The 16,258-nt window shown below is 60.3% G+C and carries 15 protein-coding genes; 7 read left to right on the top strand and 8 right to left on the bottom strand.

Annotated elements, in window-relative coordinates; all coding sequences use genetic code 11:
• The first annotated feature begins 12 nt into the window (after positions 1-12).
• Positions 13-552, top strand: a complete 540-nt coding sequence (locus ACHUE7_RS19635) for a cytochrome b (protein ID WP_394171573.1) — start codon at positions 13-15, stop codon at positions 550-552.
• Between the two features lie 15 nt (positions 553-567).
• On the opposite strand, the gene mdoH is transcribed toward ACHUE7_RS19635, so the two are convergent.
• A complete protein-coding gene (gene mdoH / locus ACHUE7_RS19630) occupies positions 568-2,454 on the bottom strand; it encodes a glucans biosynthesis glucosyltransferase MdoH (protein ID WP_394171572.1) in 1,887 nt (628 codons plus the stop codon).
• The gene (locus ACHUE7_RS19625) at positions 2,451-4,010 is read right to left on the bottom strand and encodes an OpgD/OpgG family glucan biosynthesis protein (protein ID WP_394171571.1); all 1,560 of its coding nucleotides are present in this window, start codon (positions 4,008-4,010) and stop codon (positions 2,451-2,453) included. The genes mdoH and ACHUE7_RS19625 overlap by 4 nt, the downstream gene beginning before the upstream one ends.
• Positions 4,011-4,211: 201 nt before the next feature.
• Between ACHUE7_RS19625 and ACHUE7_RS19620 the strand changes: the two genes are divergently transcribed.
• Positions 4,212-5,030 carry a CDP-alcohol phosphatidyltransferase family protein gene (locus tag ACHUE7_RS19620; protein ID WP_394171570.1) on the top strand — a complete coding sequence of 273 codons (819 nt, stop codon included), beginning with the start codon at positions 4,212-4,214 and terminating at the stop codon, positions 5,028-5,030.
• Complete coding sequence (locus ACHUE7_RS19615; protein ID WP_394171569.1) at positions 5,027-6,055, top strand: lysylphosphatidylglycerol synthase transmembrane domain-containing protein; 1,029 nt, start codon at positions 5,027-5,029, stop codon at positions 6,053-6,055. The genes ACHUE7_RS19620 and ACHUE7_RS19615 overlap by 4 nt, the downstream gene beginning before the upstream one ends.
• Here the strand turns inward: ACHUE7_RS19615 and ACHUE7_RS19610 are convergent.
• The 4 genes from ACHUE7_RS19610 to ribA are packed head-to-tail and all read right to left on the bottom strand — an operon-like array spanning position 6,044 to position 8,831.
• Positions 6,044-6,424, bottom strand: a complete 381-nt coding sequence (locus tag ACHUE7_RS19610) for a 6-pyruvoyl trahydropterin synthase family protein (protein ID WP_394171568.1) — start codon at positions 6,422-6,424, stop codon at positions 6,044-6,046. The genes ACHUE7_RS19615 and ACHUE7_RS19610 overlap by 12 nt on opposite strands.
• Positions 6,425-6,439: 15 nt before the next feature.
• On the bottom strand, positions 6,440-7,492 hold the full coding sequence (locus ACHUE7_RS19605; protein ID WP_394171567.1) for a zinc-dependent alcohol dehydrogenase: 1,053 nt from the start codon (positions 7,490-7,492) through the stop codon (positions 6,440-6,442).
• Complete coding sequence (locus ACHUE7_RS19600; RefSeq protein ID WP_394171566.1) at positions 7,489-8,232, bottom strand: RibD family protein; 744 nt, start codon at positions 8,230-8,232, stop codon at positions 7,489-7,491. Before ACHUE7_RS19600 ends, ACHUE7_RS19605 begins: the two co-directional genes overlap by 4 nt.
• Positions 8,229-8,831 carry a GTP cyclohydrolase II gene (ribA, locus tag ACHUE7_RS19595; RefSeq protein WP_463559148.1) on the bottom strand — a complete coding sequence of 201 codons (603 nt, stop codon included), beginning with the start codon at positions 8,829-8,831 and terminating at the stop codon, positions 8,229-8,231. Before ribA ends, ACHUE7_RS19600 begins: the two co-directional genes overlap by 4 nt.
• Positions 8,832-8,970: 139 nt before the next feature.
• Between ribA and ACHUE7_RS19590 the strand changes: the two genes are divergently transcribed.
• Positions 8,971-10,020 (top strand): glycosyltransferase family 4 protein, encoded by a 1,050-nt coding sequence (locus tag ACHUE7_RS19590; protein ID WP_394171565.1) that lies wholly within the window; start codon positions 8,971-8,973, stop codon positions 10,018-10,020.
• A gap of 15 nt (positions 10,021-10,035) precedes the next feature.
• Positions 10,036-10,836, top strand: coding sequence for a class I SAM-dependent methyltransferase (locus ACHUE7_RS19585; RefSeq protein ID WP_394171564.1), 801 nt, complete (start codon positions 10,036-10,038; stop codon positions 10,834-10,836).
• Between the two features lie 231 nt (positions 10,837-11,067).
• Here the strand turns inward: ACHUE7_RS19585 and ACHUE7_RS19580 are convergent, their stop codons facing one another.
• Both ACHUE7_RS19580 and ACHUE7_RS19575 read right to left on the bottom strand, forming a co-directional pair.
• Complete coding sequence (locus tag ACHUE7_RS19580) at positions 11,068-11,823, bottom strand: FkbM family methyltransferase (RefSeq protein WP_394171563.1); 756 nt, start codon at positions 11,821-11,823, stop codon at positions 11,068-11,070.
• On the bottom strand, positions 11,823-13,433 hold the full coding sequence (locus ACHUE7_RS19575) for an alkaline phosphatase family protein (protein WP_394171562.1): 1,611 nt from the start codon (positions 13,431-13,433) through the stop codon (positions 11,823-11,825). Before ACHUE7_RS19575 ends, ACHUE7_RS19580 begins: the two co-directional genes overlap by 1 nt.
• Before the next feature lie 301 nt (positions 13,434-13,734).
• On the opposite strand from ACHUE7_RS19575, the gene ACHUE7_RS19570 reads away from it, so the two are divergent.
• On the top strand, positions 13,735-14,685 hold the full coding sequence (locus ACHUE7_RS19570) for an ABC transporter substrate-binding protein (RefSeq protein WP_394171561.1): 951 nt from the start codon (positions 13,735-13,737) through the stop codon (positions 14,683-14,685).
• Between the two features lie 67 nt (positions 14,686-14,752).
• Positions 14,753-16,258, top strand: a complete 1,506-nt coding sequence (locus tag ACHUE7_RS19565) for a sugar ABC transporter ATP-binding protein (RefSeq protein WP_394171560.1) — start codon at positions 14,753-14,755, stop codon at positions 16,256-16,258.

Genomic DNA, 16,258 nt, shown 5'->3' with positions numbered 1-16,258 from the left:
AAAGGAACCCCCATGCCCCAAGTTCAAAAATACCCCGTAGCCTGGCGACTATTGCACTGGCTAATGGCCCTGATGGTCTTCGCATTAATACCCATTGGCGTTGTGATGGCCGAACGTGCAGAAGCTGAAATTTGGGGTGCCTTAACGAACACCTTGTATAACTGGCACAAGGCAATCGGCTTCAGTGTCTTGTTGCTGATGGTGTTGCGGATTGTGATGAAGGTCTGGCTTAAGGGCCCGCCGTATCCGGATGAATTGCCCCGCAAGCTGCAGCTGGCCGCCAAGAGTTTGCATCATTTGCTCTATGTCTTGCTGGTGCTGACGCCCTTGTTTGGCTGGGCCGGTGTTACGGCGTTTCCGGCGTTGATTACGGTGGGTGGTTATCATCTGCCGGCCATGCCGTTTGTGCCGGTGAACGAGGCGTTGGCCGGTCGGTTATTTGCCATTCACGGTGCCCTGGCGATCACGTTGGGCGTGTTGATCGTCGGCCACATTGGGGCGGCGATGAAGCATATGGTTCAGAAAGACGGAATATTTCGGCGCATGCTGTAAGGCCCGAGTGTTTTGTTATCGGGCCTGTATGGTTGCTGAATAGGTGGCCAGAAAATCCTGCCGGCGTTGCATGATGCCGGGTGGGGTTACCTCTTCGGGTATGCCCAGCAGGCCCCATTTTGCCAGCCAACGGCCGGCTGTTTTGCTGCCACTCAGGGCAGAAAGCGGTATGGCCAGAATCAGCCCGATGACGGTGGGTAGCATCCAGTACAGCAGTGACGACGATAACCACAACAGCAGCCCCAGTATCAACAACCCAAGTGCGGTTTGCACGCCGTGGCTGGCCAGTAAGGGCCGCCAGATCACACCACTGCCTTGCCGCCGCTGGGCGGACCAGCCTGAATCTTGCCCCCGGGCAATTTCCCAGAGGTGGCGGCTGTGCACCAGCATGAAAATGGGGGCGTGCAGCACCGAGAACAGCAGTTCCAACAGGGCGCTCACGAAAAACCGTACCCGGCTGGTCCCTCCGCGCCTTGCTTTGCTCAGTAAACCACTCAGCAGCCCAAGCAGTTTGGGCAGCAGTAGCAGTGCCATGGTGAACACGAACAGCCCGACCATGCGGTCTGAATCGAACAGGGGCAGCAAGCCACCGGCTAACCCCTGGCTCTCTTGCAGCGCAAAGCGGGTGCTCAGTACCAACCCAACCGTCACCATGGCGAGCCACAGCAGGGACGTCAGGTAATTCATAACGCCCATAATCATGTGCGCCCGGCTTGGCCAGCGCAGGCCTCGGGTGGGCAGTACGGCCAAGTGTTGCACATTGCCCTGCGCCCAGCGTCGGTCGCGAATAGCGGCGTCGAGCAGGGTGGGTGGGCATTCCTCCCAGGAGCCCGCGAGGGCCGGCAGCATTCTTACCGACCAGCCGGCGCGCCGAATCAGCGCGGCTTCTACAAAATCGTGTGAGCGTATTTCGCCGCCAAAGGGGCGCGGGCCGGGCAGCTCGGGCAAGCCGGCGGCCGCCGCGAATGCGCGAATGCGAATAATGGCGTTGTGCCCCCAGTAGTTGCCGCTGTCGCCCTGCCAGGCGCTCAGGCCTCGGGCGAACACCGGGCCGTAGGCCACGCCCGCAAATTGCTGCAGCCGGGCAAAGAGGGTTTCGCCGCCGTATTGGCGGGGCAGGGTTTGCAGAATGCCGGTTTTGGGGTCGGCATCCATTTCCCGCACCAGGGTGGCCAGGGTGTCACCGGCGATCAGGCTGTCGGCATCGAGTACCACCATGTAGTCGTACCCACGGCCCCAGCGGTTGATGAAGTCGCGAATGTTGCCGGCTTTGCGTTCGGTGTTCTGGGTGCGGCGGCGGTACCAGACGGGCAGGGTCTCGCCCAGGCGGTCGCGCAGGCACTGCACGGCGGTGGTTTCGGCGGCAATGATGTCGGGGTCGGTGCTGTCTGAGAGTATGAACAGCTCGAAATGCGGGTTCAGGTTCAGGCTGCCCAGGTCTTCCGCCATTGCTGCCAGGGCGGCGCAGGCGCTGGCGGCGTCTTCGTTGTAAATCGGCATCAACAGTACAGTTTTGCCCCGCAGGGCGGCATCGGGGTTGGCCTGGCGTTGCAGTGAGCCTGGCCGGCTGCGGTTGAACAGCAGCCCGGCCAGGGCGGCGGTGGCCGAAAGGGAAATCCAGCCGAAGGTCAGGGTGAACAGGCCGAGCAGCATCCACAGTAATACCGTCACCCAAAGGTCGCCGGAGCCGGTTGCCGTCATCGCTTCGCTGAGCGGCAGCGTCAGGTACATCTGGCAACTCGCTGCCACAGTCAGCGCCAGGCTGCCGCCGAAGGTAAAGTAACGGGCTAGCCAGGGGCAGGGCGCCTTGCTGGCCAGGTGCGCGGCCGGGGGTTGTGAAAGCCGCTGAGTGGGCATGGCCAGGGGCGATGCCGGTGGGGTTAGCGAGAGCGTTGCTTTCATCGCGTCCACCGATAGAGCCAGGTTTCACCCCAGGGCTCGTCGTCTACTTCAAGCGCTACGCGCAGCTCGGCCAAGTCGGCTTCGCCGGGGTCGAGTTTGACATAGGCCTGGTAGCGGCCGGTGGCTTCCACCAGGGTGCCGCTCACACCGGTGATCTCGCCGGCACTGGTGCTGGCATTGATGCGCACGGCACCGGGGTTGTCAACCAGGTTTGGCAGTGCCTGCCCGCCGCTGTAATCAATCACAAAAACGCGGTCATCGCTGCCGAGAGCCGTGCCGGAGGCAGTGTTCATCACACGCCCCTGTTCCGGTGCGAGCGGCGAACCGGTGCCCCAGTGCAGGCGGTATTGGTAGCGGTAGGTCTCGCCGGTTTTCAGGCCGTCGGCTGGTTGCCAGTAGGCGACAATATTGTCGTGGTATTCACTGTCGGTCGGAATTTCCAGCAGTTCGACGTGGCCTTCGCCCCAATCGCCCAGGGGTTCTACCCAGAGTGAAGGCCGTTTGTCGTAACGGGCTTCGTTGTCGTTGAATTGCTCGAAGCCTTGTCGGCGCTGCAGCAGCCCAAAGCCGGCGGGCATGGCAGAATCGGCGGTTTCAAAAGAAGAGACTTGCCAGTGTGCCGGGTTGGCCAGCGGTCGCCAGATCTGCTCGCCATTGGCCTGCAGAATCTGCAGGCCGTCGGAGTCGTGCACAGCGTTGCGGAAGTCATCGAACCGGGCGCGGTTGATGCTGTTGAACATGAACATGGAGGTCAGCGGGGCAATGCCAACGCGCGGTCTGTCCCGGCGCGGGTAGAGGCTGGCATCAACGTCGATTACCGTCTGGTCACCGGGCATCACGGTGAAGCGGTAGGCACCGGTGACCGAGGGGCTGTCGAGCAGGGCGTGGATAACCACGTCGCCGTCATTCGCGGCGGGCCTTTCAATCCAGAAATCGGAAAAATGCGGGAACTCCTCGTCGCCCTCGCCCACGGTATTCACCGCCAGGCCGCGTGCTGAAAGCCCGTAGAACTGGTTTTTACCCACGGCCCGAAAGTAGCTGGCGCCCAGGAACACCAGAAATTCTTCATAACGTTCAGCGGTGTTAATGGGGTGGTGAACCCGAAATCCGGCATAGCCGTCTGCGGTTAGGGCATCTACATCAACCGGGCTGTCGTGGTAGTTGAACAGGTCGGTATCGAAAGCCAGGCGACGGGCCACGCCGTTTTTCACCAGGTGTATGCCAACCGGCATGGTATGCAGGAAGCCGGGGTGGAACAGTTGCAGCTGAAAGGGCCGGGGTTCTTTGCCCCACACGGCGGCGTTCGGGTAAAACACGATGCGCCGGTAATCGTCGTAACTCAGTGCACGCAACGCGTTGTCTTCGGCCAGGGTGTCGGGTGCAAAAGGCTCATTGGCCAGTTCACGAGCCTGGCCCTGAAGCCAGCGGTGGCTGAACGGCAACGGGTCAGACGCGAACGTCGGCTGTGCGATGAGCGGCTGGCTGAACGGCAGGCAGGCCATCAATAGCAGGGCTGCCGCGGGCCAATAACCGGGCCAGGCACTTCTAGGTAACATGGTGTCGTTCCTGTCCGTTAAGGGCGGATCGGGCGTGATGAGTGTGCATGCCAAAAGGGTACGAGGCCAGCCGTGGGGTGGATCAGCCCGGCCGCCGCCACTGGTCCCATCGCGGTCTCGGGTCGTATACTCCGGGCACACCTCATTCAGGTTTCGGTATTATGATCATTAACCGCCCGCTTCGCATTACCCGGAGGGCTTATGCCGGGTTCTACTGAGCAATTCACCGCTATACCGGGTACCAGTGTGCCATCGCCATTGCTTCGGGAGTTGGTGCACATCGCGCTGCTGGGTGCCGGTGCATTGCTGGCCGGCGCGCTGGCTTTGTGGGTTGTAGAAGGGCCGGTCACTGGGGTGCGCTGGTTAATGGGCGGTCTGGCTGGCTGGGCGTTTGTGCTGTGGCAGTGCCATACGCGGCTTCATTTGAATGTCAGCACGGTTGATAACCACCCGTTCACCCGCCTTGGCACGGCCAACCGCATTACGCTGCTGCGCGGCTGGTTGATTGGCGCGACGGCCGGGTTTCTGGCAATGCTCCCCCTTCAGGCCCACACCGGATTGCTTTACGTTCCAGCCGTGTTCTACACCGTGGCCGCCGCGTTGGATGGGCTCGATGGCTTTGTCGCCCGGCGTCAGCAGCAGACTACGCGACTGGGTACCGAGCTCGATACCGCACTGGATGCCTTTGGCTTGCTCATCGCGCCTCTGTTTGCGGTGTTTACCGGCAAGCTCCCGGCTGTTTATTTGCTGGTCAGTGCGGCCTATTACCTGTTTCAGTGGGGCATTCGCTGGCGCCAGCAGCGCGGCCGGCCGGTGTATGGGCTGCCCCCAAGCCAGGTACGGAGATACCTGGCAGGAGCGCAAATGGTGCTGGTCGCGCTTGCCTTGTGGCCCCCGCTGCCGGGGGCCGTTAGCCAATGGTTTGGCATTGCTCTGATGATCCCGCTGCTGCTTGGTTTCTGCCGCGACTGGTTACACGTCAGCGGCCGGCTTGGCACTCGCCAGGAGCCTGCCGCATGACGCAACGCCGCCGTCTAAGCCGATGGAACCTCACCACCCTGGTGCTCTGGCTGCTGGCGCTCGCGCTGGCGGGCTGGACGCTCAGGCAGTTGCCACTGACCAGCATTGCCGCTCAGTTGGGGCAACTTGCCTGGTATGAATGGTTGCTGTGGACGCTGGTTAATGGGGCCATACTGTTTATGGCGGTAAAACGCTGGCAACTGCTCGGGCAGGCACTGCAGGCGCCGTTGTCGCTGGCCAGTCTGTTTCGGATGCGCCAGGCGGGCAGTGCGGTCAGTTTTCTAACCCCCGGGCCGCATTTTGGGGGCGAGCCCCTGCAAGTGTTCTGGTTGCACCGCGTTTTTGCTCAGCCTCTGCACCGCGCCGTGGCCATGCTGGGGCTGGACCGCTTTGTGGAAACCAGTACCAATATCGCCGTTTTGCTCGCGGGTGTGCTGATGTTGCTGGGCACGGCCATAGTGCCGCTGGATGACGGGATTCAGGTCTCGGCCATACTGGGCGGGGTGTTGGCGGCGTTGGTCGTGGCGGCAGCGCTGGTGGTGCGCCACCCGGTGTGGCTGGCCAATCGGTTTCGGCCGTTGACGCAACGCTGGCGTGGTGCGGAAAACGATTCAAACCAGGAGGGCGGCTGGCAAGCACTGGTGCGGTTGATGCAGAACGCATTGACTTGGCATCTTCCGCGACTCTGGGCGGCGTTACTGTTGTCGCTGCTGGGTTGGGTGGCGTTGATGCTGGAGTTGTGGCTGCTGTTGCGCTTTCTCGGGCTCTCGCCATCGCCGACCGATCTGCTGACCATGATGGTGGGCATGCGGCTGGCTATGTTGTTGCCGGTGCCGGGGGGCATTGGCACCATCGAGGCCTCGCTGTTGTGGTCGTTCCAGTTACTGGGGCTGCCGGTCAGCGCGGCCCTGGGGCTGATTGCACTGACCCGCCTGCGCGATGCCGTTGTGTTATTGGTCGGGTTGGGGTGTCTGTGGAGCTTCCACCGCCCCCGACTTCCCGGCAACGCGGTGTCAGCCGAATGATTGGCGAAAGGCGGCCCAGCAGCTGTCGTTTTCCCAAAGCTTAACCGTGAGCGCGCCGGTGCCCGGGGGCGTGATGTCGGCCAGCAAATGCTCGCTGAGAATGCGGCTGAAATGCTCAATGCTTGGGTTCAGCCCGGCGAATTCCGGTTTGTCGTTCAGCATGCTGTCGCGGTAATACCCCACCACCTTGTTCAGGGCGGCTTCGATTTCGACGATGTCGACCAGGTAACCATGCTCGTTGAGTGTGTCACTCTCGATCCGCACTTCGAGTACATAGTGGTGGGCGTGGGGGCTGTTCTCGGCGCCCCAGTCTCCTCCGATCAAATAATGGTTGGCGATAAAATCCTGGGTAACGGCGACGGTATACATAGGCTTCCTGTTCGGTTAGTGAGCGGAGTAATCAAACAGCGGCTGCACCATGCCGGACTGGGCGTCGTGCAGTTGCTGGTAAAGGGTGCCGGCTTCGCGCAAGGGCACCCGGTGGGTGATCAGTTGGGTCGGGTCGATGCGGCGAATCATCTCCCAAGCCACATCGAAGCGGCGTTGTTTGCTCCAGCGGCCACCGAGGGCCGGGGCAAGGGTGCTGACCTGGCTGGTAATCAGTTGCAGGCGGTTGCGGTGCGCTTCGCCGCCCAGGTCAACCGACACCGGCTTGTTGCCATACCAACTGCCGATGACGATGCGGCTGGCATAGCCACTCAGGCCAATGGCCAGATTCAGGGCGTCGGGGTGCCCGCTGATCTCGTAGATCAGATCGGCATCGGCCAGGTCGGGTTGTTGGTTTGGAGTGGCGTCTTCCGGATTGAAGACGGCCTGCACGCCCAGTTGGCGGGCCAGGGCCTGGCGGTTGGGTTGGCCTTCAACAGCCTTCAACGTGGCCAATGGGTAGTGGGCAAGCACGCCCGATAACAGCAAACCGACCACGCCCTGGCCGAGCACCACGACCCGTTCGCCGATCATCGGCTGGCCATCCTGCACCAGGTTCACGGCGGTTTCCATGTTGGGCAGAAACACGGCCGCTTCGGCGGAAATGTCGTCCGGTACGGGCATGAGCTGGTCTGGGCGGGCATTGAAATAGCTGGCGTGCGGCTGGAAGGAAAATACCTTTTTGCCCCGCCAGGCCGGGTCAACATCAGCGCCGGTTTGTTGCACCTCACCGACACAGGCGTAGCCGTATTGCACTGGATACTGGGAGTGGGAAGCGCCCTGCAGAGACTCGAGTGAGCTGTCGAGTGCCATCGATTCTGGCAGTTGCCCGCGGTAGAGCAATAATTCAGAGCCGGGGCTGACGGCCGAGTAGAGGCTGCGCACCTGAACTTCGTCGGTTGCCGGTGGCGCGAGAGATACGTTGCGCACTTCTACCTGAAACGGCGCGGTAAACCAGAGCTGGGAGGCCGTTAAGGCACCCTGGTGAGTAAGGTTTGCGGTGTCTGTCATGATTCGGGTCCGGGTTCGGCGTCACCCTGGTAGCGTAGCCGACCCCAGACAATCAGTTCGTTGCCCAGTTGCCGGCTGTGCAGGGTGTCGATCTGTGGGAACGGCATGCGGTCGGCATCGCCCAGCTGGCCTACGGCGTTGTACCCGCCCACAAACACCGGGGCGACGGTCAGTATTACGGCGTCGGCCAGTCCGGTTCGCAGGAAGGCGGTAATCACCGAGGCGCCGCCTTCGACCATTAAGCTGCGAATGCCGCGTTCGTGCAAGACGGCCATGGCTTCATGCAGGTTAACGTGCCCGTCGGCATCGCCGGGCACTACGATCAGTTCACAGTCATCGCGGTCGGCCGCCGCTTCCGGGGTGGTCAGCACCCAGCAGCCGTGCTCGGCACTCTGGCAGAGTTTGCAGCTGGGCGGCATGCGCAGTTGGCTGTCGAGTACGATGGGTTGCGGGTCTTTACCGGTCCATTTGCGCACGTTGAGACGGGGGTTGTCGGCCAGAACGGTGCCAATGCCGACCAGAATGCCATCATGTAGGCTGCGCAGCTGGTGCGTCATCTGCATGCTGGCATCGCTGCTCAGTGCCATGGTTTCGCCGGGTGCGGTGGTGATGCTGCCATCCCAGCTCTGGGCGTAGCTGAGCGTCACGTGAGGGCGCCTGCGGCTGGCACCCTGGGGTGAATTCTGTACAGCTTGCTGTTCAGCCAGCAGCCAGTGTTCGATGTCCTGATTCAGCGTCATGAGCTCACAGATTTGATGACCGGTTTGATCGGCAGAAAATGATCCATACGCTGGGCCTTGGTGAGCAAGTAGCCGGCGTTATCGGTATTGGCCGCAACGGCCAGCGATACCCGTTCCGACACGGTAATGCCTTCGGCTTCCAGCGCGCTGATCTTGGCCGGGTTGTTGGTGATCAGTCGCACTGAATCCACCCCCAAGTCTTCCAGTATGAGCGCGGCGAGCGAATAATCGCGTTCGTCGGCTTCGTGCCCCAGCATTAAGTTGGCGTCCACGGTGTCGTACCCCTGGTCTTGCAAATTATAGGCGCGCAGCTTGTCGAGCAGCCCGATGCCGCGGCCTTCCTGTCGCATGTATAACACAACGCCGACCCCGGCGTTCGCCACCATGGCCATGGAGCGATCGAGCTGTTCACCGCAATCGCACCGCCGGGAGCCGAGTACATCGCCGGTGAAGCATTCGGAATGAACCCGAACCAGAACCGACCCGGTGTGGGCAATGTCGCCCATAAAGAAAGCCAAGTGTTCTTTATTGTCGAGCGTATTGGTATAGAAACACAACTGGAAATCACCGTATTCGGTGGGGATGCGTGTGCTGGTCATTCGGGTCACTTCAGGCATGGACATTAGGTACTCAGAATGCTGTTATGACGGTTCACGGATGTCTGGGCGGCTTGCCATCTCATGCCCGGACGCTACTCAATAAGCTACGACCCCCTGTTGGGAACGGATCAGAACCCTGTTGAACATCACCGCTGTGTACTTCGTTTTTCCCGGTAACCTGGCAACGCCCACGGGTGGCTATCACTACGATCGCCGGTTGATTCACGAGCTGCGGCAACTGGGCCTGGGCGTTGAAACCATCTCGCTTTCCAACCAGTTTCCGTTCCCCGATGATCAGGCGCTGGAAGACGCTCGCCAGGCACTGGCGGCCGTGCCGGATGGTGCCGTAGTGATCATAGACGGGCTCGCCTTCGGCACGCTGGATCGCCTCGCGGAAGCCGAAGCGCAGCGCCTGCGCATTATAGCCCTATGTCACCACCCACTGGCGCTGGAATCGGGCCTCGACCAGGCTCAGCAGCAGCGGTTTCATACCTCGGAACAGCGGGCTTTGCACGCCGCCTGCGCTGTGCTGGTGACCAGTGAACACACCCGGCAGATTCTGATCGATCAGTTCGCGATGCCTCCGGGAAAGGTAGTGGTCGCGCTGCCGGGTACCGACCCGGCCCCTTTCGCCCCTTGCATTGGGTCGCCGTTGCGGTTGCTGACGGTAGCCTCCCTAACCCGACGCAAAGCCCACGATGTACTCATCGATGCCCTGGCACCCCTGACCGACTTGCCCTGGCAGGCACGCTTTGTCGGCGGCAAGGGGTTTGACCCCGACTGGAGCGAAGCCCTGCAGCAACAGGTGAACCGACGGCAGTTGCAGGACCGTATTCAACTGGTGGGCGCGGTCGATGACCTGGAAGCCGAGTTCCAGAATGCCGACCTGTTTGTTCTGCCTTCCCGGTACGAAGGGTACGGCATGGTCTTCGCCGAAGCGCTGGCCGCAGGCTTGCCGGTGATCGCCGCCCGGGCCGGTGCCATACCGGATGTGGTGCCTGAATCCGCCGGCCTGCTGGTGCCGCCCGACGACACCGCCGCGTTAACAGAGGCGTTGCGCAGTTTACTGACCCAAGATGACCTGCGCCGCCAATTGCAAGCCGGCGCCCGCACCGCAGCCGCCAACCTGCCCACCTGGGCCGAGACTGCCCGTCGGGTGGCGCGCCTTGCCGAAGCAATACACCAATAAGGAATCTCAGCAACGATGAGTGGATTCAGTATCGACTGGCTAGATTTGCGGGAAGCCGCAGATCGCCGTGCCCGTAACGAAACCCTGCGGGACCAGGCAATAGAGTGGACGGATGCAGGTGACAACCCAGTGGTGGTTGATCTGGGAGCAGGCACTGGGTCCACCTTGCGAGCGCTCACTGCGCCGGATCAGCAACCATTGACCTGGTGCCTGGTCGATAACGATGCGGCCTTGCTCGACGAAGCCGAGCGTCGACATGGAGAGACTCACCGAATAGAGCCCTGCAAAGCTGATTTGGCGTCTTTGACATCACTGCCACTCGAAGGCGCCCGTCTTATAACAGCGTCGGCGCTGTTTGATCTGGTGTCCGAAGATTTTCTGGGCGCGCTGGCAACGGAGCTGAAAGCGCAAAGCCAGCGATACCCGGTCGGCCTTTATGCCGCCCTGAATTACGATGGCACCACGCGTTGGACGCCGCATCACCCGCTGGATGACACCGTTCTTGAGGCGTTTAATCAGGATCAGCGCAAAGACAAAGGCTTTGGCCCGGCGCTGGGCCCGGACTCCGGTGCCGTTATGCTGCGACTGTTCACTCAAGCCGGCTTCAGGGTGTATTCCGCCAGCAGCCCCTGGGTGCTGGACGGCGCAGATCAGGCGATGGTGACGGAGCTAATTACCGGCATTGCAGGGGCAGTTGCCGATAACCCGGATATCGAGGCCAGTGCGCTGGAAGAATGGGTTCAGTTTCGGCTATCCAATGTAAGTACTGGTACCTGTACCGTTGGGCATACCGATGTGCTGGCGTTGCCATTCTAAAAAATGCCAGGCAGGTGTTTGCGATGCGCTAGCGGCGGGTGGCAGGGTTGCTCCTGCGGGGGTATCTGAGGCATGGATGCCGAAGTTAAGCTTACATGGATGTATTTACAGCGCCCCCGCAGGAGCAACCCTGTCACCCGTCGCGGCCTAATGGCAATGCAGTCAATTTGACCGCCGACCCCATGGGAGCATCCCGGGTCGCCGATGCGGACCAATGCCACCGATATAGGGTTAAGAGAAAGACCTCAGGCGTCTGGCATACACATCGCCGCTGCCTTCACGGGTCGCTTCCAGTTTGCGTGTCATTTCACCCGGCGTTAGCCAGCGCTCGGATTGCAGGCGGTGGGTTTCGCCGGGGGCCAGGTTGTATTCATAATGGCCCAGCTCTTCCAAACGATCGATGCAGGCCAGCGCGATGTCGATGCTGGCTGGAATGTATTCAAACGATAGGGCCGCCAGCGGTCGGGATAACCCCTGTAGTACCGCCAGTTCAAACCCTTCGACATCGATTTTGCAAAACCGGGGCTCGCCGTGCAGTTCGATCAGGGAATCGAGCGTGGTCACGGGGACGGTCACTTCGCGGTCCCAGCGTACCGACTGAAAGGACGCATCCTGTTGCACCTGGGTTATCCACTCCCGCGACATCGTTGTGACCGTGGGCGTGCGCGTGCTGATGAACAGTGTGGCTTCGCCCGGTTCGGCACCTATGGCTTCCTCGACCAGGGTAATTTTCGGGTCTTTGCCATAACGGCGGCGCAGGGTGTCCATTAACAAGGGTTGTGGTTCCACGGCCACGACGGTGGCGTCCAGATCTCGCCAGGCCATCAGCCGGTTGCCGACGTGGGCGCCAATTTCGAAACACACATCACCGGGGCGAATGAACTGGCCATAACAGCGACGCATGCGCGACTGTCGCCCGGGAATGCCGTAGTACATCAACAGTGAACGCCAGAGACCAAGACGTTCGCGCCATCCTGTGTGTGCCATCAGTTTGCTTCCTCACTTGGTTCGGAAAAGGCCTCGATAAAGCGGTCACGTACACGATCCATTCGCCAGACCGGGGCGTTGGCATCCGGCAGCAGACCGGGTTGCCATTGCCAGCTTTCTATCGCCTCGATAACCGCTGGGTCACTGGCAATCAGGTGCACCGGTACGTCTCGGTTGTCGGCGTCGCCGGTGATCATCGGCGCAGCCTGGTGATCGCCCAGCACCAGCAGCACCAGATTGTCGTCGCCGTACTCCTGCAGGTAGGAGACCAGCGTTTCCAGCATGTATTCGATCGACTGGCGGTAATACTGGCGAATGGAATTCACATCGCTCCAGACTTCTTCCGGGCTGGGCCCGGCCTGGGCCTGGTCGTTAAAGATTTGGCCGTCGCCGACCTGACCCCAGGGCACTAGCCGGGTGTTGGGTGTCCAGGGGGCGTGCGAGGAAATCAGGGCCAGTTCCGCCATGACTGGCGGCCGGTTTTGCCCGCTGCGCTCGCGCGCCTGCAGGGCCGACCAGACGTACTGATCGGGCATGGTCACCCAGTTGAAGGGCAGCCCCTCGTAGCCGAAATTATGGGCATGGTAGATCTGGTCGTACCCGTAATAGGCGCCTTCGGGCCAGGCCAGGCTGATCGCCGGCATCGCCGCTACGGTGCGCCAGCCGGCCTGCTGAAACAGCCGGTTCAGGGTGACCCGTTCACTGAGAATGAGGCTTTTGTAGCGGGTTTCGCTGTCGATCCAGGCGCCAGACAGCACCGATGCGTGGGCCAGCCAGCTCAGTCCGCCCACGGTGGGGGCCGTAAGAAAGGCGCTGCGCATCTGCAGGCCTTCAGCGTCGAGCGCGGCTTCCGCCCAGGCCAGTTTGTCGGTTATGGGTTCCTTGAAGGGGTCTCGCTCCAGCAGTACCCGGCCGTAAGATTCGGCGAACACGATGTAGACATCTTTCCCTTCCAGGCGCGAAAACAATGAGTCGGCTGGTAGCTCGGCGGCGGCATCATCACCGACGGTTGCTGCAAAGTCCTGTATATCCTGAAGGCTGTGAACGGTATCCCGCCCGTGGGCGACCAGTTGATCCCAGGCGAAGGTATCGGCGCGTGACCAGCCTGTGGCTTTTAGCCCGCCCCAGGCCAGCAACAGCGCCAGCAGTGCTACACCGGCCAGACGCGGCGCGGCTTGCAGGGTGCGTTGAATACGCCCGAGCATGACATACGCCAGCCAACACACCAGGGCGACGACCAACACCAGCCCGAGCGCAATCAATACCGAAGCCAGGCTGCCCAGTACCCCGCTCAGCAGGCGGCTGGCATCCGCCAGCAGGTGGCTGTCGAAAACCGGATTAAAGCGTCGCGCAAAGATTTCGTGGGTGACCAGATCAGCGCCGCGCAGCAGCATGCCCAGGCCCAGCATCGCTGCCAGCAAACCATGCACACCCTTGCCGACAACGCCCGGAATCAGCAATAGAAAACCGATGACCAGCATTTCCAGTGGGAAAAAGACAAAAGCGGGCGGCGCAATCCAGACCAGCCGGTTGGGCAGCGAGAGGGCGACAAAGAGCCCAATAAAGGCCACAACAGTGATAAGGTGCCGGATGACCGGGCGATGGGGCATGAACAAGTCTCATGTGATTATCAGGTGGTTTAAGGGTACGCACTGACGTACCGCTCAGACTAACCCAGTCTATTAAACGCCCGAAAGCGACACCGGGCTGACGGCCCGTAACAGGGGCGATGTTGACCCCCTGTTTTGCAGTTCGGGAGCACCTTACGCTAATTAGGCTGTGAATATGGACAAAAGGACTAGAGTCCGGGTGACCGGATTTACTTGTTCACCCCATGGCCGTAAGTTTTAGTGGCGCTGACTCACGATCACCGTGTACCCATGCTAACAACAATCTCACAAGGGGTGAATTATGAAACTTAGCAAGACGTTTACATCGATGCTGCCAGCACTGGCTGCCAGCACTGCGGTTTTACTCAGCAGCCCGGCGTTCGCCGAAACCTATGGCTTCTCACAAATCGGCTCTGAAAGCGGCTGGCGGACCTCAGAAACCAACTCAATTAAAGCCGAAGCCGAAGCGCGTGGCATCGATCTGAAATTCTCTGATGCTCAGCAACGACAGGAAAATCAGATCAAGGCCGTTCGTTCATTCATCGCCCAGGGTGTTGATGGCATTCTGCTCGCACCGGTGGTTGAAACCGGCTGGGATCAGGTATTGCGCGAAGCCCAGCGTGCGGAAATTCCGGTGGTCCTGATCGACCGCGGTGTCGATGCCGACCCAAGCCTCTATCTGACCAAAGTTGCCTCTGACTTTACCGAAGAAGGCGCCCTTGCCGCCTCCTGGTTGGCCGCTGAAACCAATGGGGTCTGCGACATTGTAGAGCTTCAGGGTACCGTCGGTTCTTCGGCTGCCATTGACCGTAAAACCGGTTTCGACTCGGTGATTTCCAACTTCCCGAATATGAACATCATTCGCTCGCAGTCGGGTGACTTCACCCGGGCGGGCGGCAAGGAAGTGATGGAGAGCTTTCTGAAAGCGGAAGGCGGCGGCGACAACATCTGTGCGCTGTTTGCTCATAATGATGACATGGCCCTGGGCGCCATTCAGGCGATCAAGGAAGCCCAACTGCAACCGGCTGAAGACATTCTGGTGTTGTCGATCGACGCTGTTCCCGATATTTTCCGGGCGATGGCCGATGGCGAAGCCAACGCCACCATCGAACTGAACCCGCACTTGGGTGGTCCGGCTTTCGATGCCATCGCTGCGCATGAGCAGGGCGAAGAAGTTGATAAGTGGATCAAGGCGAACGGCCCACTGTATCTGCCAGACACCGCAGAAGCAGAGTACCAGGCACGCCGCTAAGGCTTGTTCTCTACCCGGCCCCGCCCCCTCCGGGGGTGGGGCGTCATGTTATCAGCGGAAGACTATTATGACGGACGTCAATCAGCCGCCCTTGTTGTCCATCGCACATATCAATAAACGATTTCCCGGAGTACGAGCCCTGAACGATGTGTCGCTGACCTTTCACGCGGGTGAGGTGCATGCGTTGCTGGGTGAAAACGGCGCCGGAAAATCTACCCTGATTAAAGTGTTGACCGGTATCTACGCCAAAGACAGCGGAGATCTGTTACTGGATGGTCGCAAGGTTCACATCAAAAACTCTCAGGATGCGCAGAACAGCGGTATTCGCACCGTCTATCAGGAGATTAACCTGATTCCAACCATGACGGTTGCTGAAAACCTGACCCTGCTCGACCAACCCCGGCGTTTCGGAATGATTCGCTGGCGAAGTGCACAAAGCCAGGCCAGAGAGATGCTGGCCCGAGTCGGGCTCGATATCGACCCGAACAGTTTGCTGGTGTCGCATTCCATTGCGGTACAACAAATGGTCGCCATTGCCCGCGCTCTGGGCTCCAAAGCCCGGCTGCTGATTCTGGATGAGCCGACTGCGAGTCTCGACAGCGATGAAATTACCCGGCTGTTCGGTTTGATGCGTCAGCTGAAAGCTCAGGGCATGGCCATTATTTTTGTAACCCATTTTCTGGACCAGGTATACGCCATTTCCGACACCATCAGCGTGCTGCGCAATGGCAGTCACGTTGGCACCTACAAAACCAGTGCTCTGACCCAAACCGAGCTGGTTGGCCACATGCTGGGTAAAGATCTGGACATGCTGCAGCATGAACAGCGTGACATTACCGAAGCGGAAGAAAAGCCGGTGGTGTTGTCGTTGAGTCAGGTGGGTAAAACCAACATGCTGAAGCCGGTTGACCTGAAGCTACGACAAGGTGAAATCGTTGGCCTGGCGGGTTTGCTGGGGTCGGGCCGAACCGAATTGTGTGAGCTTGCCTATGGCGCCGCGCGTTCTGATCAGGGCAGCAAAACCTGGCTTGGCCAATCGTTGCCGATCAATACGCCGAAGCAGGCCATTGCGCAAGGCATGGCCTATTGCCCGGAAGATCGAAAGCACCGTGGCATCATTGCCGAGTTGAGTGTTCGCGAGAATCTGATTCTTGCACTGCAATCGACCCGGGGCTGGTGGTCTCGCATTCCCATGGCCGAACAACAAGCGGTGGTGAGCGAATTCATTGAACGCCTGAGTATCAAAACCTCAGATATGGAAAAACCCATCGGCGAACTGAGTGGTGGCAACCAGCAGAAGGTGATACTGGCACGTTGGCTGGTAACCAACCCGACACTGCTGATACTGGATGAGCCGACCCGCGGTATTGATGTGGGGGCGCACCACGACATCCTGAACATTATCCGGGAGCTGTGCGAAGAGGGCATGTCTTTGCTTGTGGCATCGTCTGAAGTGGAGGAGATTGTTGCCTTTGCGCACCGGGTGGTGGTCTTGCGGGATCGTGAGAAGGTGTCGGAAATTGTTGGTAATCAGATCAGCCAGAAATCAATTATTCAGGCGATAGCGCAATGA

The sequence above is a fragment of the Saccharospirillum alexandrii genome (assembly GCF_043641555.1).
GTDB classification, from domain to species: Bacteria; Pseudomonadota; Gammaproteobacteria; order Pseudomonadales; family Natronospirillaceae; genus Saccharospirillum; species Saccharospirillum alexandrii_A.
The sequence above is the reverse complement of the archived record's forward strand: the minus strand, read 5'-3'. Positions and strand labels throughout refer to the sequence as shown.